Annotated in this window: 14 protein-coding genes, 2 pseudogenes and 1 other annotated feature; of the genes and pseudogenes, 15 read left to right on the top strand and 1 reads right to left on the bottom strand. The window is 66.1% G+C overall.

Annotated features, from left to right (window positions below):
- The first annotated feature begins 249 nt into the window (after window positions 1–249).
- From AK36_RS04930 to AK36_RS04855, 15 genes and pseudogenes are all read left to right on the top strand, one after another.
- Window positions 250–3,075 carry a TonB-dependent receptor gene (locus AK36_RS04930; protein ID WP_045578005.1) on the top strand — a complete coding sequence of 942 codons (2,826 nt, stop codon included), beginning with the start codon at window positions 250–252 and terminating at the stop codon, window positions 3,073–3,075.
- Between the two features lie 174 nt (window positions 3,076–3,249).
- On the top strand, window positions 3,250–5,172 hold the full coding sequence (locus AK36_RS04925) for an extracellular solute-binding protein (RefSeq protein ID WP_014724879.1): 1,923 nt from the start codon (window positions 3,250–3,252) through the stop codon (window positions 5,170–5,172).
- Window positions 5,173–5,185: 13 nt separating this feature from the next.
- On the top strand, window positions 5,186–6,238 hold the full coding sequence (locus AK36_RS04920; protein WP_011882238.1) for a microcin C ABC transporter permease YejB: 1,053 nt from the start codon (window positions 5,186–5,188) through the stop codon (window positions 6,236–6,238).
- Complete coding sequence (locus tag AK36_RS04915) at window positions 6,192–7,307, top strand: ABC transporter permease (RefSeq protein WP_045578004.1); 1,116 nt, start codon at window positions 6,192–6,194, stop codon at window positions 7,305–7,307. The genes AK36_RS04920 and AK36_RS04915 overlap by 47 nt, the downstream gene beginning before the upstream one ends.
- Window positions 7,304–8,953: an ABC transporter ATP-binding protein gene (locus AK36_RS04910; RefSeq protein WP_045578003.1), complete on the top strand. Its 1,650-nt coding sequence runs from the start codon at window positions 7,304–7,306 to the stop codon at window positions 8,951–8,953. Before AK36_RS04915 ends, AK36_RS04910 begins: the two co-directional genes overlap by 4 nt.
- A 142-nt stretch (window positions 8,954–9,095) precedes the next feature.
- Window positions 9,096–12,257, top strand: coding sequence for a multidrug efflux RND transporter permease subunit (locus AK36_RS04905; RefSeq protein WP_045578002.1), 3,162 nt, complete (start codon window positions 9,096–9,098; stop codon window positions 12,255–12,257).
- A gap of 201 nt (window positions 12,258–12,458) precedes the next feature.
- A complete protein-coding gene (locus tag AK36_RS04900) occupies window positions 12,459–13,079 on the top strand; it encodes a TetR/AcrR family transcriptional regulator (protein WP_011882242.1) in 621 nt (206 codons plus the stop codon).
- 187 nt (window positions 13,080–13,266) lie between these two features.
- Window positions 13,267–14,325: an NADP-dependent oxidoreductase gene (locus AK36_RS04895; RefSeq protein WP_045578001.1), complete on the top strand. Its 1,059-nt coding sequence runs from the start codon at window positions 13,267–13,269 to the stop codon at window positions 14,323–14,325.
- An 85-nt stretch (window positions 14,326–14,410) separates the two neighbouring features.
- The gene (locus AK36_RS04890; protein WP_011882244.1) at window positions 14,411–14,710 is read left to right on the top strand and encodes a putative quinol monooxygenase; all 300 of its coding nucleotides are present in this window, start codon (window positions 14,411–14,413) and stop codon (window positions 14,708–14,710) included.
- 143 nt (window positions 14,711–14,853) lie between these two features.
- A complete protein-coding gene (locus AK36_RS04885; RefSeq protein ID WP_011882245.1) occupies window positions 14,854–15,309 on the top strand; it encodes a (2Fe-2S)-binding protein in 456 nt (151 codons plus the stop codon).
- Window position 15,310: 1 nt separating this feature from the next.
- Entirely contained in the window at window positions 15,311–17,530 is a 2,220-nt protein-coding gene (locus AK36_RS04880; protein WP_045578000.1) for a xanthine dehydrogenase family protein molybdopterin-binding subunit, read from the top strand.
- Window positions 17,531–17,544: 14 nt separating this feature from the next.
- On the top strand, window positions 17,545–18,861 hold the full coding sequence (locus AK36_RS04875) for a c-type cytochrome (RefSeq protein WP_011882247.1): 1,317 nt from the start codon (window positions 17,545–17,547) through the stop codon (window positions 18,859–18,861).
- 157 nt (window positions 18,862–19,018) lie between these two features.
- Entirely contained in the window at window positions 19,019–20,464 is a 1,446-nt protein-coding gene (locus AK36_RS04870) for an NAD-dependent succinate-semialdehyde dehydrogenase (protein ID WP_011882248.1), read from the top strand.
- 224 nt (window positions 20,465–20,688) lie between these two features.
- Window positions 20,689–21,789 (top strand): annotated as a pseudogene (locus tag AK36_RS04865) (ISNCY family transposase); the annotation flags it as partial.
- Window positions 21,790–21,835: 46 nt separating this feature from the next.
- A protein-coding gene (locus tag AK36_RS04855; protein ID WP_106919311.1) for an IS3 family transposase occupies window positions 21,836–23,073 on the top strand; the annotation gives its coding sequence in 2 pieces (ribosomal slippage) (window positions 21,836–22,127 and window positions 22,127–23,073; 1,239 coding nt in all).
- Window positions 22,117–22,233 (top strand) — a sequence feature (AL1L pseudoknot). (Overlaps the previous gene by 117 nt.)
- Before the next feature lie 30 nt (window positions 23,074–23,103).
- On the opposite strand, the pseudogene AK36_RS04850 reads toward AK36_RS04855, so the two are convergent.
- A pseudogene (locus AK36_RS04850) lies at window positions 23,104–23,499 on the bottom strand (DUF4158 domain-containing protein); the annotation flags it as partial.
- Window positions 23,500–23,663 lie beyond the last annotated feature (164 nt).

The raw sequence follows: 23,663 nt of genomic DNA, 5'->3' as shown, positions 1-23,663 counted from the left end.
TGCCCGTCGTCCATCGAATTGGAAATTGCAGGAAGTGCGCTCATTACATGTAGTAAGTATTGCGAATAAAAACGTTAAGAGACGGTGATGCCGAGTGGCACGGGTGCCCGAGGCCGATCCGTTCGAGTCGTGGCAGTCGAAAGGGTGGCTATGGCGGGGTCCGTTACACGGGCGCCCAGGACGCGCAAGGAACTCACAAAGTTCCGGCGTGCAGCAGGTGGGGTCTTACTACGAGCGAGAGGGAACAAGATGAAGCAGAAAGTTTTGGCGTTGGCCATCAAGAGGATAGTCTGGGCGGAGCTGGCGTTGACGGCCGTGCTGGTGCCGCCGGCGTTCGCCCAGAGCCAGCCGGCGCCGGGAGCCGCATCGATCGCGGATGCGGTCGCGAACGGCGCACCCGTGACCGTTTCGCAGGCGAACGGCACGGCGGGCGCTGTCGCTGCCACGGGGGCCGCGGCATCGAGCGCGGCAGCCGAGGCGACGCCTGCCGCGCCCGGCGCGAACGGACAAGGCAAGGTCGCGCAGATCAAGCGATTCGAAGTGACGGGTTCGCTGATCCGGCAGGCCGACAAGGTCGGCTTCAACCAGGTGCAGACCATCACGAGCAAGGACATCCAGAACAGCGGTCAGACCAACGTCGCTGATTACCTGCGCAGCACCTCGGCGAATTCGGCAAGCAGCTGGAGCGAAGGTTCGACGAACAGCTTCGCGCCGGGCGGCGCAGGTATCGCGCTGCGCGGCCTCAGCGAGAAATACACGCTGGTGCTGATCGACGGCATGCGGGTGTCGCCGTATGCGTTCGCCGTGAACGGCAGCGATCAGTTCTTCGACCTGAATACGCTGCCGCTCAACATCATCGACCGCATCGAAATCGTCAAGACCGGCGCGGTGTCCCAGTATGGTTCGGACGCAATCGCGGGCGTGGTGAACATCATCACGAAGAAAAACTTTCAGGGTCTTGAACTGGGCGGCAGCTACGGTGGTGCGACAAACGGTGAAGGCGGCCAGGGCACGACGCAGTTCAGCGTCCTCGGCGGCATCGGCGACCTGAACGCCGACCGCTTCAACGTGACGGCGGCGCTCAGCTACTACAAGTCGAACGGCATCTCGATCGCCGATCGCGACACGACGCAGAACCAGGACTTCTCCAATTTCCCGGGCGGCCTGTCGAACCAGAACGTGTCGTACTGGCGTAATCCGACCACCGGCGCGAAGGTGCCGCTGAGCCCGTGTCCGAACGGAGGCCAGGCCGTGCCGGGCACCTCCGTCGCGCAGGTCAACGGTCCGGGCACGGTCTGCGCAAACAACACCGCGTACGCATCGTCGCTGTCGCCGTGGACCGAACGCCTGAGCGCGAAGGTGCACGCCGACTTCAAGATCAGCGACGCGATGCAGGCGTTCGCCGATCTCTGGGAAAGCAACAATACGACGGTCACGAACAATTTCGTCGGCCGCCTCGGCAACAGCACGCAGACCTACGATCCGGCGACGGGCGGTCTCAACCCGGTTTCGAACCTCGTGCCGGGCAGCAACCCGTATAACCCGTTCGGCGTGCCGGCCAAGCTGGTCTACTCGTTCCCGGCCACGCAGTCCGTGCACACGAGCTCGAACTTCTGGCGTGCCGCGACGGGTGTGAAAGGCTCGTTCAGCACGCCGCGCGTGGGCGACTGGGATTGGACCGCGTCCTACACGCATTCGCAGAACACGGTGTCGAACAACTATTCGAACCTGATCAACGCGGCCGCGCTGGAGAACATCGTCCAGAACGGCGTGTTCAACTTCGCCAATCCGTCGTCGACACCGAACGGGTTGAACGGCCTTTATGGAAGCACGTCGACGCAGGCCATCACGAAGCTCGACGCTGTCGATGCGACGCTGTCGACGCCGAACTTGTTCACGTTGCCCACGGGTAACGTCGGCCTCGGTCTCGGTACGCAATTCACGCACCAGAGCCAGTACATCGGTACAGGCGCGGACTACGCGAACGGCACGCTCGTCCAGCCGTCGCTGCAATCGGTCAACGGCGAGCGCAACGTCGCGGCGGTCTACTACCAGATCGACATTCCCATCCTGAAGAACCTGACGTTCAGCCAGTCGGGTCGCTACGACCACTACAGCGACTTCGGTGGCGCATTCTCGCCGCGCTTCGCGTTGCGCTTCCAGCCGATCCGCGAGCTGACGGTGTACGGTTCCTACAACCGCGGCTTCCGCGCACCGACGCTGATCGAAAACACTTCGTCGAGGACCTACGGCGCGCAGGGCGCGGTCGATTCGAACGATCCCAACAACCCGAACGCATACAACCTCGTCGAGGAAGTGCAGGCCGGTAACAGCAAGCTGCAACCGGAGCGCACCAAGAACTACAACATCGGCTTCCAGCTGTCGCCCACCCGCAATACCGATTTCGGCTTCGACTGGTACAAGATCCACATCGACAACGTGATCGGCACGGAAGACATCCAGACGGTGGTCGACCAGAACGATCCGTCGAAGGTGATCCGTAACCCGAACGGCTCCATCGCGTATGTGGTGCTGCCGTATATGAATCTGTCGTCGCTCGACACCGACGGCTTCGAGACGACCTTCCGCCAATCGGTGTCGACCAAGATCGGTACGTTCACGCTGTCGGGTGACTGGGCCTACGTATGGCACTTCAAGATGCCGGTGGGCGGCGAGACGACCGACTTCGCGGGCAACAACGGTTCGCTGAACGAGCCGTTCGGCGGCAGCTTCCCGCGCTGGAAGGGCAATACGAGTCTGAACTGGAACTACCACAACCAATGGAATGCGACGTTGACGTGGATGTTCACGGGACCGTACAGCCAGGCCATCCTGTCGCCGGGCCAGTATCCGAACATGCAGGACAGCGTGGCTTCGTACAGTCAGTTCAACCTGATGGTCAGCTACACCGGCTTCAAGCATTGGACGATCTACGCCGGCATCGACAACATCTTCAATCGTGCGCCGCCGTTCGATCCGGTCTTTATGAACGCGAGCTACCAGACGGGCTATGACACGTCGCTGTACACGTATGTCGGTCGATTCGCGCAGATCGGCGCGACCTACAAGTTCTGATGCTGCAATCGGTTTGAATGGCACGCGATGGGCCGCTCCGCTTCCCTTTACCGGCCGGGAGCGGCCCTTTCCGGCCTGACGCCGTTATGTGCGATCCGGCGGCGTCGAGCCGTTGCGACAACCATACTGAATCCGTGCCGGCAGCCAACCGGCGCATCCCAGGACAAGCAGAAGATGAGACTTGTAACGTTGCGTTTGCCGCACGCGCCGCAATCGGTTCGCTTTGCGCTGCGGGCCGGCCGGCAACGCGGGCGAATCGCTCGCATCGCAGCTGCCGTGTGCGTGGCGTCGACGCTGAACGCTTTCGCGCCTTCGGCCGCCGAGGCCGCCAACGCGATCTCTCAATACGATCAGCCCAAGTACTCGGCCAACTTTACGCATTTCGATTATGCGGATCCCGACGCGCCGAATGACGGCACGCTCAACTTCGAGAACTACGATACGGCCCAGAGCTACGACTCGCTGAACCCCTTCCTGACCCGCGGCTCGCCCGCGCCGGACATCAAGAACCTGATGTTCGACACGCTGATGCAGCGCAGCTGGGACGAGTTGGCGTCCGAATACGCGCTGATCGCCGACGACGTCGAAGTGGCGCCCGACGGGCTGTCGGCCACGTTTCACATCAATCCGGCCGCACGCTTCTCGAACGGCGACGCGATCACCGCGGCCGACGTCAAGTATTCGCTCGACACACTGGCGAGCCCCCAAGCGTCGCCGATCTACAACGCGCAGTTCTCGATCATCAAGCGCGCGGTGGTGGTCGACAGCCACACGATCCGCTTCGAATTCAAGCACGCGGAGCGCGACGCGGCGCTGATCGCAGGCGACCTGCCGGTGTTCTCGCCGAAGTGGGGGCAGCGCGCCGACGGTACGCGCCCACCGTTCGACCAGATCGCGAACGTGCCGCCGATCGCGAGCGGCGCGTACCTGATCGAGCAGCGCAGAAACGACAAGCAGATCGCATACGTGCGCAACCCGCACTACTGGGCCGCGAATCTGCCGTCGCGGCGCGGGATGTTCCGCTTCGCGCGCGTGTCGTTCAAGCTGTATCTCGACCAGTACACGGCGCTCGAGGCGTTCAAGGCCGGCGATGTCGACGCGCGGATGGAATACAGCTCGACGCAGTGGGCGCGCAAGTACGTCGGCAAGAACTTCCGCAACGGGCTGTTGAAGAAGGGCGAATTCCCGGACGGCCCCGCGCAGATGCAGGGCTTCATGATGAACCTGCGCAAGCCGATGTTCCGGGACGTGCGCGTGCGGCATGCGCTCGCGCTGGCATTCGACTTCGACTGGATGAGCCGGATGATGTTCTACGGGCAGTATCGCCGCACCAACAGCTTCTGGGAGGCGAGCCCGTTCGCGGCGTCCGGCATGCCGAGCGCGAAGGAGCTCGCGCTGCTCGAACCTTACCGGTCGACGCTGCCGGCGGAGGTGTTCGGCCCGATGATCAAACAGCCGTCGACGCTGCCGCCCGGCTCGCTGCGCGCGAACCTCAGGCAAGCCCGCGACCTGCTCGCGCAGGCCGGCTGGCACTATCGCGACGGCGCGCTGCGTGACGCGAACGGCACGCCGATGACGATCGAGATCATCGACGACCAGCCCGGCATGGATCGCCTGATCCTGCCGTACACGCAGGCGCTCGAGACGCTCGGCATCCATGCGTACCTGCACGAGCTCGACAGCGCGCTCTACCAGAAGCGGCTCGACAATTTCGAGTACGACATGACGACCTATATCTACTTGCCCGTGACGATCCCGGGTGCGGAGCTGACACGCCGGTTCGGCAGCGAGGCCGCATCGCAGCCCGGCTCGGAGAACTATCCGGGCGTGAAGTCGAAGGCGGTCGACGCACTGATTCGAGCGGCGCTCACGGCCAGTACGCTCGACGATCTCGAGACGGCCGTGCATGCCCTCGACCGCGTGCTGATCAACCTGTATGTGCTGGTCCCGCAGTACTACCTGCCGAACGCGCGGATCGCGTACAAGACGGCGCTCGGCCATCCGCCGGTCGTGCCGGCTTCCTATCAGTACGAGGACTGGATCATCGACTACTGGTACGTGAAGCGGCCGGCGGCCCAACCCGCTCCGGCGGCCTGACAAGGGAGCTACGATGCTGGCATACATATTGAGGCGGTTGCTGCTGATGATCCCGACGCTGATCGGGGTCGTGACGATCACGTTCGCGGTCACGCAGTTCGTGCCGGGCGGCCCGGTCGAGCAGGTGCTCGCGCAGTTGCGCCACGGCAGCGCGCGCGGCGGGGACGCGGGCGGAGGCGGCGGCGGCTACCACGGCAGCCAGGGCGTCGACCCGCAGCAGATCGAGCAGATCCGCAAGCAGTTCGGTTTCGACAAGCCGCCGCTCGAGCGCTATCTGCTGATGCTGAAAAGCTACGCGACGTTCGACCTCGGGCAGTCCTATTTCGCGCACCGCAGCGTGTGGGCCGTGATCCGCTCGAAGCTGCCGGTGTCGATCACGCTCGGCTTGTGGACGGTGATCCTCACCTACCTGATATCGGTGCCGCTCGGCATCGCGAAGGCGGTGCGCAACGGCTCGCGGTTCGACACCGTGACGAGCGTGCTGGTGCTGACCGGCTACGCCGTGCCGGGTTTCGTGCTCGGTGTGCTGCTGCTGATGCTGTTCGGCGGCGGCACGTTCTGGCAGGTGTTTCCGATGCGCGGGCTCACGTCGGACAACTTCGACGACCTGACGCTGCTCGGCAAGACCCTCGACTATCTGTGGCACATCGTGATGCCCGTCACCGCGTCGGTGGTCGGCAATTTCGCGATCGTCACGATCCTCACGAAGAACACGTTCCTCGACGAAATCGGCCGGCAATACGTGCTGACCGCCCGCGCGAAGGGCGCGCCGGAACGCGACGTGCTGTGGAAGCACGTGCTGCGCAATGCCGCGATCCCGCTGCTCACGGGGCTGCCGGCCGCGTTCGTCGGTGCCTTCCTGAACGGCAACCTGCTGATCGAGACGCTGTTCTCGCTCGACGGGATGGGGCAACTGTCGTACGACTCGGTGATCCGCCGCGACTATCCGGTCGTGCTGGGCTCGCTGTTCCTGTTCACCCTGATTGGTCTGCTGACCAAGCTTATCGCGGATATCTGCTATGTCCTCGTCGACCCCCGTATCCAGTTCAGCCGGCTGGACCACTGATCCGGCCGCCGTCGCGGACGCGGCGTCGCCGTCGCCATGGCGACGCACGTGGCTGCGGTTTCGCGCGCAGCGGCTCGGCTACTGGAGCCTCGTGATCTTCGTCACGCTGTTCGCACTCAGCCTGCTGGCCGAAGGATTGTCGAACGACCGGCCGTTGGTGGTGCGCTACGACGGCCACTATTATTTCCCGATCGTGAAGGACTATCCGGAGACACAGTTCGGCGGCGATTTTCCGGCGAAAACGAATTATCTCGATCCGTACATCCGGGCCAAGATCGAGTCGCACGGCAATTTCGCGATCTACCCGCCGAACCGCTACCGCTACGACACGATCGACTATTTCGCGTCGCGGCCATACCCGGCGCCGCCGTCCGCGAGCAACTGGCTCGGCACCGACCAGTTCGGCCGAGACGTCCTCGCGCGGCTGCTGTACGGATTTCGACTGTCGGTGCTGATGGCGTTCGCGCTGACGGTGTCGGGCGTCGCGATCGGCGTGCTGACGGGCGCGCTGCAGGGCTTCTACGGCGGGCGAACCGATCTCGTCGGGCAGCGCCTGATCGAAGTCTGGAGCGCGCTGCCCGACCTGTACCTGCTGATCATCTTCGCGTCGATCTTCGAGCCGTCGCTGTGGCTGCTGTTCATCCTGCTGTCGATGTTCGGCTGGCTCGTGCTGTCCGACTACGTGCGCGCCGAGTTCCTGCGCAACCGCGCGCTCGACTACGTGAAGGCCGCGCGCACGATGGGGCTGTCGAACCGGCAGATCATGTGGCGGCACGTGCTGCCGAACAGCCTGACGCCCGTGATCACGTTCCTGCCGTTCCGGATGAGCGCGGCGATCCTGTCGCTGACGAGCCTCGACTTCCTCGGCCTCGGCGTGCTGCCGCCGACGCCGAGCCTCGGCGAGCTGCTGCAGGAAGGCAAGAACTACCTCGACGCGTGGTGGATCTCGATCTCCGCGTTCGCGGCGCTGGTCGTCACGCTGCTGCTGCTCACGTTCATGGGCGACGCGCTGCGCAACGCGCTCGACATGCGCGCGCGCGGCTCGGCCTTCGGCGGGGAACAACGATGACCGAGCCCTTGCTGGACATCCGGCGGTTCTCCGCGCACTTCGGCGCGAAAGCCGCCGTGCAGGATCTGAGCCTCGCGGTCGGGCGCGGCGAGCGTGTCGCGCTCGTCGGCGAGTCGGGCTCGGGCAAGAGCGTGACGGCGCTGTCGATCCTGCGGCTCGCGCAGCAGGCGACGCTGTCGGGGCAGATGCTGTTCGACGGCGAGGATCTGCTCGCGAAGACCGAGCAGCAGATGCGCGGCATCCGCGGTGCCGATATCGCGATGGTGTTCCAGGAGCCGATGACGGCGCTCAACCCGCTGTATACGATCGGCAAGCAGATCGCCGAGAGCCTGCGGCTGCACGAGGGGCTGCGCTCGGGCGACGCGCGCGAACGCGGCATCGCGCTGCTGCGGCGTACCGGGATCCCGGAGCCGGAGCGGCGCATCGACAGTTTTCCGCACCAGTTGTCGGGCGGCCAGCGGCAACGCGCGATGATCGCGATGGCGCTCGCGTGCCGGCCGCGGCTGTTGCTCGCCGACGAGCCGACGACCGCGCTCGACGTGACGGTGCGCCAGCAGATCGTCGACCTGTTGATCGAACTGCAGGAGCAGGAGGCGGCCGCGCGCGGGATGGCCGTGCTGCTGATCACGCATGACCTGAACCTCGTGCGGCGCTTCGCGCAGCGCGTGGCCGTGATGGAGCAGGGCGTGCTCGTCGAGACGAACACGACCGCCGCGCTGTTCGCCGCGCCGCAACACGCATACACGCGCCGGCTGCTCGACAGCGCGCCGCAACGCGCCATCGAGCCGGTGGCGGCCGGCGCGCCGACGATCCTCGACGTGCAGCAGCTCGCCGTCGATTACCGCATCGCGACGAAGGGCTGGCGCGGGGTATTCGGCAAGACGGCGTTTCGGGCCGTACACGACGTGAAGCTGAGCCTGAAACGCGGCGAGACGCTCGGCATCGTCGGCGAATCGGGGTCGGGGAAATCGACGCTGGCGGCGGCCGTGCTCGGGCTGCAGCGGCCGGCGTCGGGCGGCATCGAAATCGACGGCATGCCGCTGGCGTCGCTGCGCACGACGCGCGGCCGGCGCACGCTGTACGGCCGCATGCAGGTCGTGTTCCAGGATCCGTTCGGCTCGCTGTCGCCGCGCATGACGGTCGAGCAGATCGTCGGCGAGGGGCTCGCCGTGCACCAACCGGCGGTGGCCGGCGCCGCGCGGCGCGCGCGGGTCGCCGCGCTGCTGCAGGAGGTCGGCCTGCCGGCCGAAGCGATGCTGCGCTATCCGCACGAATTTTCCGGCGGCCAGCGCCAGCGCATCGCGATCGCGCGCGCGTTGGCGGTGGAGCCCGAGCTGCTGGTGCTGGACGAGCCGACGAGCGCGCTCGACGTGTCGATCCAGAAGCAGGTGCTGAATCTGCTGACGCGTCTGCAAAAGAAGTACGCACTGAGCTACCTGTTCATCACGCACGATCTCGCGGTGATGCGCGCGATGGCCCACCGGGTCATCGTGATGAAGGCCGGACGCGTGGTCGAGGAGGGCGATACGCTCGACGTGTTGCACGCGCCGTCCCATCCGTATACGCGGGCGCTGCTCGCGTCGTCGATGCTCGCACCGGATCCGGAACCTGAATCAGAGCGGAGGGAAGGGGATGCACATGATTGACGTGAGTCGGGCGCGGGGCGCCCGTGCCGCCCGGGCGTCGCGCAGCGACGCAGGTTCGATGCGGCGCGACGACGCCTGCCACCGGTCGTTCGGCCCGGCGGCAAGCGCAGTCGCGCCGCTGGCCCTTCGCTGACGCACCGCGATGCCGTCGTTCTTCATCGACCGCCCGGTATTTGCGTGGATCGTCGCGCTCGCGATCGTCGTCGCGGGCGTGCTGGCCATTCCGCAATTGCCGATCGCGCAGTATCCGCGCCTCGCGCCGCCGCGCGTCGTCATCACCGCGACCTATCCGGGCGCGTCGACCGAGACGGTCGACGGCGACGTCGGCAGCATCATCGAGGAAAGCCTCGACGGCGCCGACGGCCTGCAGTACTACGAGACGAGCAGCGACGGTCACGGCAATCTCGAGATCGACGTGACGTTCGCGCCGGGCACCGATCCGGACATCGCGCTCGTCGACGTCAACAACCGGCTGAAGCAGGTCGAGCCGCGGCTGCCGCAGCAGGTCGTGCAGCAGGGCATCGGCGTGTTCAAGGCGGCCAACACGTTCCTGATGCTCGTCACGCTGACGTCGACCGACGGCACGCGCGACTCGGCGCAGCTCGGCGACTATCTGAACCGTTACGTGCTGCGCGAGCTGAAGCGCGCGCCGGGCGTTGGCTCGGCCCAGCTGTGGGACGCCGACGAGGCGCTGCGGGTCTGGCTCGATCCGGGCAAGTTGCGCGAATACGACCTCGGCGCCGACGACGTGATCGCGGCCATCGCCGCACAGAACGCGACGGTGACGGCCGGCGCGATCGGCGATGCGCCGTCCGTGCACGGCCAGCAGCTGACGGCGACGATCGTCGTCAAGGGACAACTGACGTCGCCGGAGGAGTTCGGCCGGATCGTGCTGAAGTCGAAGCAGGACGGTTCGGTGGTGCGCGTCGCCGACGTCGCCCGCGTTGAAATCGGCCGCGACGACTATTCGTTCTATTCCCGGCTGAACGGCCGTCCGGCGGCCACCGTCGGCATCCAGCTCGGCCCGCGCGGCAACGCGCTCGAAACCTCCAACGCGATTCGTGCGCGGCTTGCCGCGCTGTCGAAGACGCTGCCGCCGGGCGTCGCGATCGAGATTCCGTTCGACGGCGCGCATTTCGTGACGATCGCCATCCGGGAAGTCGTGCTCACGCTCGCCGAGGCCGTCGTGCTGGTGTTCTGCGTGATGTGGCTGTTCCTGCGCGAGCTGCGCTACACGCTCGTGCCGACCGTCGTGATTCCGGTCACGCTGATGGGTGCGTTCGTCGCGATGTGGGCGTTCGGGCTGTCGATCAACGTGTTCACGATGTTCGGCCTCGTGCTGGCGATCGGCATTCTGGTCGACGACGCGATCGTCGTGGTCGAGAGCGTGCACCGCGTGATGGAGGAGGGCGTGTCGCCGCGCGAGGCGACGCGCCGTGCGATGAAGCGGATTGGCGGGGCGATCGTCGGCGTGACGGCGGTACTGACGGCCGTGTTCGTGCCGATGGCATTCTTTCCGGGCAGCGTCGGCGGCATTTACCGGCAGTTCGCGGTGTCGATGATCGCGTCGATGCTCGTGTCGTCGTTCATGGCGCTGTCGCTCACGCCGGCGCTGTGCGCGAATCTGCTGAAACCGGTCGGCCGTCGCGAAGACGGGGGCCGCCGCGTGCCGCGACGCGGCCTCGGCACGCGGCTGGCCGACCGCTTCGGCGTCGCATTCGCGCGCGCGGAGGCCGGCTATCGGCGCATGACCGTGTCGGCGGTGCGCCGCACGGGCACGGTCGCGGGCATCTACGTCGTATTCGTGGCCGTGTGCGGACTGCTGTACTGGATGATGCCGGGCGGTTTCCTGCCGACCGAGGACCAGGGGCAACTGCAGGTGATGATCCAGTTGCCGGCCGGCGCCACGCAGGCGCGCACGGTCGCGGTCGTGCAGCGCGTCGAGGCGCTCCTGCGGGCGGAGCCGGCCGTCGCGAACGTGACGAGCGTGATCGGCTGGAGTTTTGCCGGCAGCGGGCAGAACGTCGGGATGGCGTTCGTCGAACTGAAGGACTGGGCGCAGCGCGACGTCGATGCGACGACGCTGCGCGATCGTCTCAATCGGCGTTTCGGCGAGATTCTCGACGGCGACGTAGAAGCGACGCTGCCGCCATCGGTGCCCGGCATCGGTCACGCGGACGGCTTCACGTTCCGTCTCGAGGATCGTGGCGGGGTCGGGCTCGACGTGCTGAAGGCCGCTCGCGAGCAACTGGCAGCGCGCGCGAAGGCGGACCCGGCGCTCGCGTCCGTGCATTTCGAGGACTTGCCGGATGCGCCGCGAATCGAACTAGACGTCGACCGCGCGAAGGCGTATGCGCTCGGCGTGCCGTTCGAGCGCATCGCGGGCCTGCTCGGCGGCACGTTCGGCTCGAACTACATCAACGACTTTCCGGCATCGGGCCGGATGCGCCGCGTGATCATCGAGGCGGATCCGGCCGCGCGCGCGACCGACGGGGAGCTGATGGCGCTGACGGTGCCGAACCGGACGGGAGACATGGTGCCGCTGTCGGCCATCGCCGCGCCGCACTGGACGGTCGGGCCCGTGATGCTGAATCGCTACGACGGATACCCGTCGCTCGACATCAGCGGCCGGGCGGCGGCCCACACCAGTTCGGGCGCGGCGATGGCCGAGATGGAGCGGCTTGCCGCGATGCTGCCGGCCGGGATCGGCTACGACTGGGTCGACGCGGCGCGCCAGGAGCGGATCGCCGAACGACAGACGCCGCTGCTGGTCGGGTTGTCGGTGCTCGCGGTGTTCATGGCGCTTGCCGCGTTGTATGAAAGCTGGACGATTCCGCTGTCGGTGCTGACGATCGTGCCGCTCGGGATCGTCGGCGCGGTGGCGGCCGCGCTCGCGCGCGGAATGCCGAACGACGTCTACTTCAAGGTGGGGATGATTACGGTGATCGGCTTGTCGGCGAAGAATGCGATTCTGATCGTGCAGTTTGCGCGCGAACTGGGCGGGCGCGGCGTGCCGTTGCGGCAGGCGGTGGTCGAGGCCGCCGCCGCGCGGTTTCGGCCGATCGTGATGACGTCGATGGCGTTTCTGCTCGGCGTCGTGCCGTTGGTGCTGGCGACCGGCGCGGGTGCGGAAAGCCGGCGCTCGATCGGGACCGGCGCGTTTGGAGGCGTGCTCGCGGCGACGGTGTTCGGGCTGGTGTTCGCGCCGGTGGCGTTTCGGGTCGTGGCGTCGGGTGGTCGGCGTGGCCGGCGTGTGGGGGTGACGAAGCGGGACGACCGTCAGGCCGAGGCCGTTCGCGAGTGAATTCGAGGGCAGCGAACGTCAAGTAGCCATGGCGGCCGACCGCATTTTCTGCAGCTTTTCTCGTTCGACGGAATCGTTTCTCGAGAATTTTTGTTCGTAAGAGCGAAGTTGTAATGCGGCGCGCTTCAGGTAAAGTCCCGCTGAAATCCCCGGTCCGGCCTTGCTAGACGACCGGTCTAATCGTTGCTAAGATACGCCATCATGAATGCATCTTCGGGCGCGGAAGTCCGCCAGCACATCCTGAACATCGCGAAGCCGATCATGCTCCACAAGGGGTTTTCGGCGGTCGGTCTGAACGAGATTCTCGCCGCGGCGGGCATCCCGAAGGGCTCGTTCTACCATTATTTCGGCTCGAAGGAGGCGTTCGGCGAAGCGCTGCTCGAAGCGTATTTCGACGGCTATCTGGCGCATCTCGACAACCTGCTCAAGCATCACGAAGGCACCGGCGCGCAGCGCCTGATGACGTATTGGGGCAACTGGCTACACACGCAGTGCGCGGACGATCTTGAAGGCAAATGCCTGGCCGTGAAGCTCGGCGCCGAGGTGTCCGATCTGTCGGAGGCGATGCGCGCGGTCCTGCGGCGCGGCACCGGCCAGATCATTGAGCGGATCGCGGGCGGCATCGACGCAGCATTGGCCGACGGTTCGCTGCACGGCGTCGACGATCCCGCGCACACGGCCGCGACTCTCTACGAACTGTGGCTCGGCGCAACGCTCCTGGAAAAGATCCACCGCAACCGCAAGCCGCTCGAACACGCGATGCGCGAAACCCGACGGATGCTGAACCTGCCACCCGTCACGGACGAGGGGACGCAGGTGTGATGCAGGCGCGCACTGGCGCGCCTTGTTTTTGCCCCAACGCTAGACGACTGGTCTACTAAACCGAAATCTCATTGCTCGATCCCGATGGCCGCGGCTTCGCCGACGACGTCGCCGCATCGGCCACCGAACCGATCGTGCCAATCGCAACTGCCAACCCGCACTTGCCAACCTGTTGACGGAGGTTCCCATGCCGCAAAGCAACACAGCAAACCGCAGAATCGTCCTAAACGCGCGCCCGGTCGGCGCACCCACCGCGAATGACTTCCGTGTCGAAACCGCCGACGTGCCGGTGCCCGGCGCCGGCCAGGTGCTGTTGCGCACCATCTGGTTGTCGCTCGATCCGTACATGCGCGGCCGCATGAGCGACGCGCCGTCGTATGCGCCGCCGGTGGCGCTCGGCGACGTGATGGTCGGCGGCACGGTCAGCCGCGTCGTCGCATCGAACCTGCCCGCGTATCGCGAAGGCGATCTGGTCGTCGCGGGCAGCGGCTGGCAGGACTATGCGCTGTCCGACGGCCGCGATCTCATCCCGCTCGGCCGCGACTTCGCGCATCCGTCATATGCGCTCGGCGTGCTCGGCATGCCGGGCTTCACCGCGTACACGGGGCTGCTGAGCATCGGCGAACCGAAGGCCGGCGAAACCGTGGTCGTGGCCGCGGCGAGCGGCGCGGTCGGCTCGGTGGTCGGCCAGATCGCGAAGCTGAAGGGTTGCCGGGTGGTCGGCGTCGCGGGCGGCGCGGAGAAGGTCGCGTACGTCAAGGACACGCTCGGCTTCGACGCCTGCGTCGATCACCGCGATCCGCAATTCGCCGCGCGGCTGAAGGACGCCTGTCCGGACGGCATCGACGTCTATTTCGAGAACGTCGGCGGCGCCGTGTTCGACGCGGTATGGCCGCTGCTCAACGATCACGCGCGTGTGCCCGTGTGCGGCATCATCGCGCATTACAACGACGCGGCATACGACGACACCGCCGTATCGGCCGGCCGCGATCGCGTGCCGGCGCTGATGGGGACGATCCTGCGCAAGCGCATCCGCATGCAGGGCTTCATCATTCTCGACCACTATGCGACCGGCTATGCCCCGTTCCTGAAGGAGATGAGCGAATGGGTCGCGCAGGGCAAGGTGAAGACGCTCGAGGACGTCGTCCCCGACCTCGCCGAAGCGCCGCAGGCGCTGATCGGCTTGCTCGCCGGCAAGAACTTCGGCAAGGTCGTCGTGCGTGTCGGCCCAGACCAGCTCGACTGACACCGCAGCCGCACCTCCACTGCACGCTGGCGTCGCGCAACGCCGGCTTGTGGCATGCTCGTTTCCGTTTCCAAAGGAGTGAAAGATGGCGCTACACGTGATTGCTTCATTGTTCGTGAAACCCGAACACTTCCAGGCTGCCGAGGCCGAATTGCGCAGCATGGTCGCGAAGACGCGGGTCGAGCCGGGCAACCGCCGCTACGACCTGTTCCGCGAGCAGGACGGTTCGCCGAACCTGCACCTGTACGAGGTCTACGACGACCAGGCCGCATTCGATGCGCACCTCGCCAGCCCGCACTTCACGCAGTTCCGGACGAAGTCGGCGGACTGGTTCTCGGCGCCGCCGGTCATCAAGGTGCTGGCCGGCCTCGACGTGGCCGACTGACGCCGCAGCAGCACCCGTGCGGCTCGCCTCCCGCCCCGAGCCGCACGGCAGCCGCTGCGCATCACGCAGCGGCAATGACGACAATAACGCGGCGCAGCAGATCATCCGCGCCGTCTCCCCAATAAACCGGCCCCGGAGGCTGAATGGTCACCCTCAATATCAACGGCGAAAGCCGCACGGTCGACGCGCCTGACGACATGCCCCTGCTGTGGGTGCTGCGCGACGTCGTCGGCCTCACCGGCACGAAATTCGGTTGCGGCATCGCGCAGTGCGGCGCATGCACCGTGCATCTCGACGGCGTCGCGGCGCGTTCGTGCGTGCTGCCGGTCGCAGCCGTCGCCGGCCGCAAGATCACGACGATCGAAGCCGTCGGCGCAACGCCGGCCGGCCAGAAGGTGCAGGAAGCATGGCGCGAGCTCGACGTGGTGCAGTGCGGCTATTGCCAGTCCGGGCAGGTGATGGCGGCCACCGCGCTGATCGCGTCGAACCCGCATCCGAGCGACGCCGACATCGACGCGGCGATGGCAGGCAACATCTGCCGCTGCGGCACCTACAACCGGATTCGCGCAGCGGTCAAACACGCCGCGAACGGAGGCTGAGATGTCGCGAGGACTGATCGAAGCAGGGCGGGCCGGCGCGCGCGTGTCGCGCCGTTCATTTCTGAAGGCCGGCATGTCGCTCGGCGCGGCCGCGGGCGGCGGCCTGCTGCTCGGCTTCAGCATGCCGGCGGCGGGCGGCGAAGCGCGGCGCTCGGTGATCGGCGGCGACGCGGATGAACCCGCGCGCCCAGGCGTATTCGCGCCGAACGCGTTCGTGCAGATCGATCGCGCCGGCCAGGTCACGCTCGTGATGCCGAAGGTCGAGATGGGACAGGGCGTCTACACGGCGCTGCCGATGCTGATCGCCGAGGAGCTCGAGGTGCCGCTGTCGAGCGTCACGCTCGACCATGCGCCGCCGAACGAGAAGCTGTTCTCCGATCCGCTGCTCGGCGGCCAGCTGACCGGCGGCTCGACGTCGGTGCGCTATGCCTGGGAGCCGCTGCGGCGCGCCGGCGCGACCGCGCGCACGTTGCTGGTGTCTGCCGCAGCGAAGCAATGGAGCGTCGATCCGGCCGCGTGCCGCGCGGAAAACGGCGAAGTGCAGCACCCGCCGAGCGGCCGGCGCGCATCGTATGGCCAGCTTGCGGACGCCGCAGCGAAGCTGCCGGTGCCGAAGGACGTCGCGCTGAAGAAGCCGGCCGATTTCAAGCTGATCGGCAAGCCGGTGAAGCGGCTCGATTCGCCGGAGAAGGTCGACGGCACCGCGCAGTTCGGGCTCGACGTGAGGCTGCCCGGCATGCTGTACGCGGTGATCGTGAACAGCCCGGTGTTCGGCGGGACGGTCGCGAGCGTCGACGCTACGGCCGCCAAGAAGATTCCCGGCGTGCGCCAGGTGGTGCGCGCCGACGACGCGGTCGCGGTCGTCGGCGACCACACGTGGGCCGCCAAGCGCGGCGCGTCCGCGCTGGTCGTCAAGTGGAACGAAGGCGCCGACGCGAAGGTGTCGACGCAGGACATCGTCGCCGATCTCGCGCACGCCGCCGCGAACGGCAAGGGCGCGGTCGCGCGCAAGGAGGGCGACGTCGGCAACGCGTTCGCGCACGCGAAGACGCGCATCGATGCCGTCTACGAGCAACCGTTGCTCGCGCACGCGACGATGGAGCCGGTCAACTGCACGGTGCACGTGCGCGGCGATGGCTGCGACGTGTGGGTCGGCACGCAGGTGCCGACGCGCGTGCGCGACACCGTGCACGGTCTGACGGGCCTGGCGCCCGAGCGGATCGTCGTGCACAACCATCTGCTCGGCGGCGGTTTCGGCCGTCGGCTCGAGACGGACATGGTCGCGCAGGCGGTGAAGATCGCGAAGCAGGTGAACGCGCCGGTGAAGGTCGTGTGGACGCGCGAGGAAGACATCCAGCACGACATGTATCGCCCGTACTACTACGACAAGATCTCGGCCGGCCTGGACGCGAACGGCAAGCCGGTGGCATGGCAGCACCGGATCGTCGGCTCGTCGATTCTTGCCCGCTTCGCGCCGCCGGCGTTCCGCAACGGCGTCGATCCCGATGCGGTCGAGGTGGCGGCGGATCTGCCGTACGACCTGCCGAATCAGCTCGTCGACTACGTGCGCCAGGAGCCGCGCCACGTGCCGACCGCGTTCTGGCGCGGCGTCGGCCCGACCCGCAGCACGTTCGTGGTCGAGAGCTTCATCGACGAACTCGCCGCGCAGACCAGCACCGATCCCGCGCAATACCGCCGCGCGCTGCTCGGCAAGACGCCGCGCGCGCGCAACGTGCTCGACGTCGCGACCAAGGCGGCCGGATGGGGTTCGCCGTTGCCGAAGGGGCAAGGGCGCGGCGTGTCGGTGATGCACGCGTTCGGCAGCTTCTTCTCGATCGTGATCGACGTCGCGGTGGAGGACGGCGAAGTGCAGGTCAAGCGCGCCGTGTGTGCGGTCGACTGCGGGATGGTGGTGAACCCGAGCACGATCGAGGCGCAGGTGCAGGGCGGCATCATCTTCGGGATCACCGGGGCGTTGTACGGCGAGATCACGATCAAGGACGGGCGCGTCGTGCAGAGCAACTTCAACGATTACCGGGTGCTGCGCATCAACGAGACGCCGCCGATCGAGGTTCACCTCGTCAAGAGCGCCGAGGCGCCGGGCGGCATCGGCGAACCGGGCACCGCGGCCACCGCGGCGGCCGTCGCGAACGCGATCTTCGCGGCAACCGGCAAGCGGCTGCGCAAGCTGCCGGTCGGCGGCCAGTTGAAGACGGCCTGACGGGAGAACGAACCATGCAAAATCTGTCTCTGAATCCCGTGAATCGTGCCGTGCGCATGCTCGGTGCGTCGCTGCTGGCGCTTGCCGCGCTGACGCCGTTCGCGGCGCGCGCCGCGACGGCCGCGCCGGCCGACAGCGCGCTCGTCGAGCGCGGCGCGTATCTCGCGAAAGCCGGCGACTGCATCGCGTGCCATACCGCGCCGCGCGGCGCGCCGTTCGCCGGCGGCCTGAAGATGGCCACGCCGATGGGCGCGATCTACACGACCAACATCACGCCCGACCCGGACACCGGCATCGGCGGCTACACGGAGGCGCAGTTCGCGGCCGCGCTGCGCTCGGGCGTCGCGAAGGACGGCCATCGGCTGTATCCGGCGATGCCGTATCCGTCGTACGCGAAACTGCGCGACGACGACGTGAAGGCTTTGTACGCGTACTTCATGCACGGCGTCGAGCCGGTGAAGCAGGCCAATCGTGCTTCCGACATTCCGTGGCCGCTCAACATGCGCTGGCCGCTGGCGCTGTGGAACGCCGTGTTCCTCGACACGACGCCGTACACCGACAAGCCGGCCAAGGATGCGGCGTGGAATCGCGGCGCGTATCTCGTGCAGGGTCTCGGCCATTGCGGGTCGTGCCATACGCCGCGCGGCGTCGGCTTCCAGGAAAAGGCGCTGGACGAGGGCGGCAGTGCGTTCCTGTCCGGTGCGGCGCTCGACAACTGGTTCGCGTCGAACCTGACGGCGGAGCCCAATACCGGGCTCGGCCGCTGGAGCGACGCCGAGGTCGCGCAGTTCCTGAAGACCGGCGCGAACCGGCATGCGACCGCATTCGGCGCGATGGTCGGCGTGATCAACCACAGCACGCAGGCGCTGAGCGACGACGATCTGGCGGCGATCTCGCGCTACCTCAAATCGTTGCCGGCGGCGGGCGGCACGGGTGCGCCGCCTTACAGCTACGATCCCAAGGCGACGCAGGTCGCGCTGGGTCGGCCGGCGAACGATCCGGGCGCGAAGGTGTATAACGCTTACTGCCTGCATTGCCATGGCGCCGACGGTCGCGGTTATGCGCCGCTGCTCGCGCCGATCGCCGGCAACCCGAACGTGCTCGAAGCCGATGCGTCGTCGCTGATCAACGTGACGCTGAACGGAAGCGACACGCTCGTCATCGGCGGCGTGCCGTCGGCGTATCCGATGCCGGCGTTCGCGGACCAGTTGAACGACCGGCAGATCGCCGATGTGCTGACGTTCATGCGCGCAGGCTGGAACAACGGCGCGCCGGCCGTGCAGGCTGCGGAGGTCGCGAAACTCCGCAAGGCGACGGCGGCCGCGCGTTGAGCCCGGCCGGGTGCGGCGAACCACGACGGGCGCGCGTACCGCGTGCCTGTCGTCGAGCTGCCGCATGCCGCGCGCGGTAGCGCGGCTTTTTCTGTCAACCGGCGCGCGGCCGTTCGCGGCAGCGCGCGATTTATCGACGCAAAGTAGGGGTGTCTGGATGGCTAACGTGACTTATACGGATACACAACTGCTGATCGACGGCGAGTGGGTCGACGCCGCGAGCGGCAAGACGATCGACGTCGTGAACCCGGCGACCGGCAAGGCGATCGGCAAGGTGGCCCACGCGGGCATCGCCGATCTCGACCGCGCGCTTGCCGCGGCACAGCGCGGCTTCGAAGCGTGGCGCAAGGTGCCCGCGCACGAGCGCGCGGCGACGATGCGCAAGGCCGCCGCGCTGGTGCGCGAGCGCGCCGATGCGATCGCGCAACTGATGACGCAGGAGCAAGGCAAGCCGCTGACGGAAGCGCGCATCGAGGTACTGTCGGCAGCCGACATCATCGAATGGTTCGCCGACGAAGGCCGCCGCGTGTACGGCCGCATCGTGCCGCCGCGCAATCTCGGCGCGCAGCAGATGGTCGTGAAGGAGCCGGTCGGTCCGGTCGCGGCGTTCACGCCGTGGAACTTCCCGGTCAACCAGGTCGTGCGCAAGCTGTGCGCGGCGCTCGCGACCGGCTGCTCGTTCCTCGTGAAGGCGCCGGAGGAGACGCCGGCATCGCCGGCTGCGCTGTTGCGCGCGTTCGTCGACGCCGGTGTGCCTGCGGGCGTCGTCGGTCTCGTGTACGGCGATCCCGCGGAAATCTCGTCGTATCTGATTCCGCATCCGGTGATCCGCAAGGTGACGTTCACGGGTTCGACACCGGTCGGCAAGCAGCTGGCGGCGCTGGCCGGCCAGCACATGAAGCGCGCGACGATGGAGCTGGGCGGCCACGCACCGGTGATTGTCGCCGAGGATGCGGACGTCGCGCTCGCGGTGAAGGCTGCCGGTGGCGCGAAGTTCCGCAACGCGGGCCAGGTGTGCATCTCGCCGACGCGTTTCCTCGTGCACAACAGCATCCGCGACGAATTCACGCGTGCGCTGGTTGCGCATGCGCAGGGGCTCAAGATCGGCAACGGTCTCGACGAAGGCACGACGCTCGGCGCGCTGGCGAATCCGCGCCGGCTGACCGCGATGGCGTCGGTCGTCGAGAACGCGCGCAAGGTCGGCGCGAGCATCGAGACCGGCGGCGAGCGGATCGGCTCGGAAGGCAACTTCTTCGCGCCGACCGTGATCGCGAACGTGCCGCTCGAAGCCGACGTGTTCAACAACGAGCCGTTCGGCCCCGTTGCTGCGATTCGCGGCTTCGACAAGCTCGAGGATGCGATCTCGGAAGCGAACCGTCTGCCGTTCGGGCTGGCCGGCTACGCGTTCACGCGTTCGTTCGCGAACGTGCATCTGCTGACGCAGCGACTCGAAGTCGGGATGCTGTGGATCAACCAGCCGGCTACGCCGTGGCCGGAAATGCCGTTCGGTGGCGTCAAGGATTCGGGCTATGGGTCGGAAGGCGGGCCGGAAGCGCTCGAACCGTATCTCGTCACGAAGTCGGTGACGGTGATGGCGGTTTGATGGTCAGGTGATGCCGTGCGCGCGCCGCGTTTCGCGCGGCGCGCGGTTGAGCGGTGGTTGGTGGTGCTGGGTTTGAGTTGCCTATTTTAGACTTTACATAACGTGAATTATCAATCTGAGCGATGTAGTAGCTTTTTAGAAATGTCGTGTTCCAGCCATTTAGAAATGTCGCGTTTTGGACCTCGGTAAGCTTGCCGGCTCCCCGTCAGATCATGGAGCCGGCGATGCACCGAACAGCTCTGGTGACATTGAACATGCGAGAACTCGACCGTCTGAAGGTAATCCAGGCCGTGGTGGATTTGGGGCTGAAGCCCGGTCGCGCGGCCGAACGCCTGGGCCTGACGGTCCGGCAGATCGAGCGGCTGGTGATTCGATACCGGGAGTCTGGCGCGGCGGGCCTGACCTCGCGCAAGCGTGGCGGTCCTGGCAACCGGCGGCTGGATGCGGAGTTGGCCCAGCGGGCCCTGACGATCATCCGGGATCGCTACGCCGATTTCGGGCCGACACTGGCGTGCGAGAAGCTCCGGGAATGCCACGGTATCGGGCTGGCCAAGGAAACGGTCAGGAAGCTGATGACGGACGCTGGCTTGTGGATTCCGCGCCGACAGCGACCACCGAAGGTTTATCAGCCACGAGCACGCCGGGCGTGCCTGGGCGAGCTGATCCAGATCGATGGCAGCGACCATCGGTGGTTCGAGGAACGGGCGCAGGCCTGCATGCTGCTGGTGTACGTCGACGATGCGACGAGCCGGCTGATGATGTTGCACTTCACGCAGACCGAATCGACCTTCAGCTACTTCGAGGCGACGCGGGCATACATCGAGCGCCACGGCAAGCCGGTAGCGTTTTACAGCGACAAAGCCAGCGTATTTCGCAGCACGACCGCGGGCAAAACCGGCAGCAGCGTGACGCACTTTGGCCGGGCGATGTTCGAGTTGAACATCGACACGTTCTGCGCGAACAGCAGCTCGGCCAAGGGGCGCGTTGAGCGTGCGCACCTGACGCTGCAGGATCGGCTGGTCAAGGAGTTGAGATTGCGCGGCATCAGCACAGTCAACGACGCCAACGCCTATGCGCCCTCCTTCATCGCTGCTTACAACACACGCTTTGCGAAGCCGCCGAAGAGCGATTTCAATGCGCATCGGCCGCTGCGGGATGACGAGAATCTGGACACGGTGTTGACCTGGCGCGAAACACGTCGGGTATCGAAATCGCTGACAGTGCTGTACGACCGAGTGCTTTACTTGCTGGACGACACACCGGTCAACCGGAAGCTGATTCACCGCTATATCGATGTATGGGAGTACCCGGACGGGCGAATTGAACCGCCCCGAGTTTTGTGGAGGCTCCAACTCTTGAGAGAATGGAGCCATGAACAAGAAGCCAAGCAAGTTTTCCCCGGAAGTCCGAGAGCGCGCAGTGCGCCTCGTACGCGAGCAGCGTAGCGAGCACCCGTCGATGTGGGCGGCAGTCGAATCGATTGCGCCGATGATCGGCTGCACGCCGCAGACGTTGTTGGATTGGGTTAAGCGCGACGAGGTCGACCGTGGAGAGCGCGATGGCGTGAGTACGGCCGAGCGTGAACGCATCAAGGCCTTGGAGCGCGAGGTCAAGGAACTGCGCCGGACCAATGAGATTCTCAAACTGGCGAGCGCGTTTTTCGCCCAGGCGGAGCTCGACCGCCGTTTCAAGTCCTGAAGGCCTTCATTGATCAGCATCGCGACACCTTCGGGGTCGAGCCGATCTGCAAGGTCTTGCGGATTGCCCCGTCGGGCTACCGACGCCATGCAGCACAACTTCGCGATCCGTCGAAGCGCTGCGCCCGCGCGAAACGCGATGAGCTTTTGCAACCGGAGATCAAGCGTGTCTGGCAGGCCAACATGCAGGTCTACGGCGTGCCGAAGGTCTGGAAGCAGATGAACCGGGAAGGCATTGCAGTGGCACGCTGCACGGTCGGACGGTTGATGAAACTGCAGGGCTTGCGTGGCGCAGTTCGCGGTAAGCGTGTTCGCACGACGATTCCCGAGGTGACCGCGCCGCGCCCGCTGGACCGAGTCAACCGGCAGTTCAAGGCTGACCGACCGAATCAGCTCTGGGTGTCGGATTTTACGTATGTCTCGACATGGCAAGGCTGGCTGTACGTGGCATTCGTGATCGACGTGTTTGCCCGCCGTATTGTTGGCTGGCGCGTCAGCTCGTCGATGACCACGGACTTCGTTCTGGATGCACTTGAACAAGCGCTGTACGCCCGCCAACCGGGTGAGGACGGGACTTTGATTCATCATTCCGACAGAGGGTCTCAATACGTCAGCATCCGCTACAGCGAACGGCTGGCTGAGGCCGGCATCGAGCCGTCGGTCGGCAGCCGGGGCGACAGCTACGACAATGCGCTGGCCGAGACGATCAACGGCCTGTACAAGACGGAACTGATTCATCGGCGCGCCCCTTGGAAAACGAGGGAATCCGTCGAACTGGCAACGCTGGAATGGGTCGCCTGGTACAACCGTCATCGGCTGATGGAACCGCTCGGCTATATCCCGCCTGCTGAAGCTGAGGCAAACTACTACAGGCAACTCAGAAATGCCGCTGACGTGTCCGCATTAACTTAAACCAACCAGCCTCCACGATTCCCGGTGCGGTTCATTGAGCCAACGGATCACATACCGACGTTGATGTTCCGCGATGGCGCGAAAATTGATGGCGTCCCGAGCAAAGCGCTGGTGGTCAGATAAGGTCTTGAGGTTGCCATCGTAAAGTGAACGTAGCGTGCCGAGGTCTGGCGGCTTCACGTTCAGCTGTCGGCCAAGATGTCGCCAAAGAACAGTGGGGATCTGCTTGTACGAGCCAAGCGGCCGGCCGGTCATACGCAGAAAGCCGATGTGCAATGCGACCGCGAGCCGAAAAAGGTCCGTGCGTCGTGAATCAATGGCGACGCGCTCCCGCTTGGAGAACGTGAAGAATGTGGCGAGCTCGAATTCGCTCAGTTCGCGCGGCACCTGCCGGATTCCGAGATAAGCCAATCGCCAGTGATCCATCAGCGGCTCCGCATCGATGATGAGAGCGGCCCAGCGTAGCGAGGTAAAAATTGAAGTGCTACAGGGAAAGTCGGGATGGCAGCTGTAGCCGTCGATCGCCTAAGGATGGTGTCAGAACGACAACGAGTCGGGGCAACAAAACGGGCGCGACGCGGTCATTCGGG

It is taken from the genome of Burkholderia vietnamiensis LMG 10929 (assembly GCF_000959445.1).
In the GTDB taxonomy this organism is placed as follows: Bacteria; Pseudomonadota; Gammaproteobacteria; order Burkholderiales; family Burkholderiaceae; genus Burkholderia; species Burkholderia vietnamiensis.
Note: the sequence above shows the minus strand (reverse complement) of the source record. Positions and strands in the feature narration are given on the sequence as shown.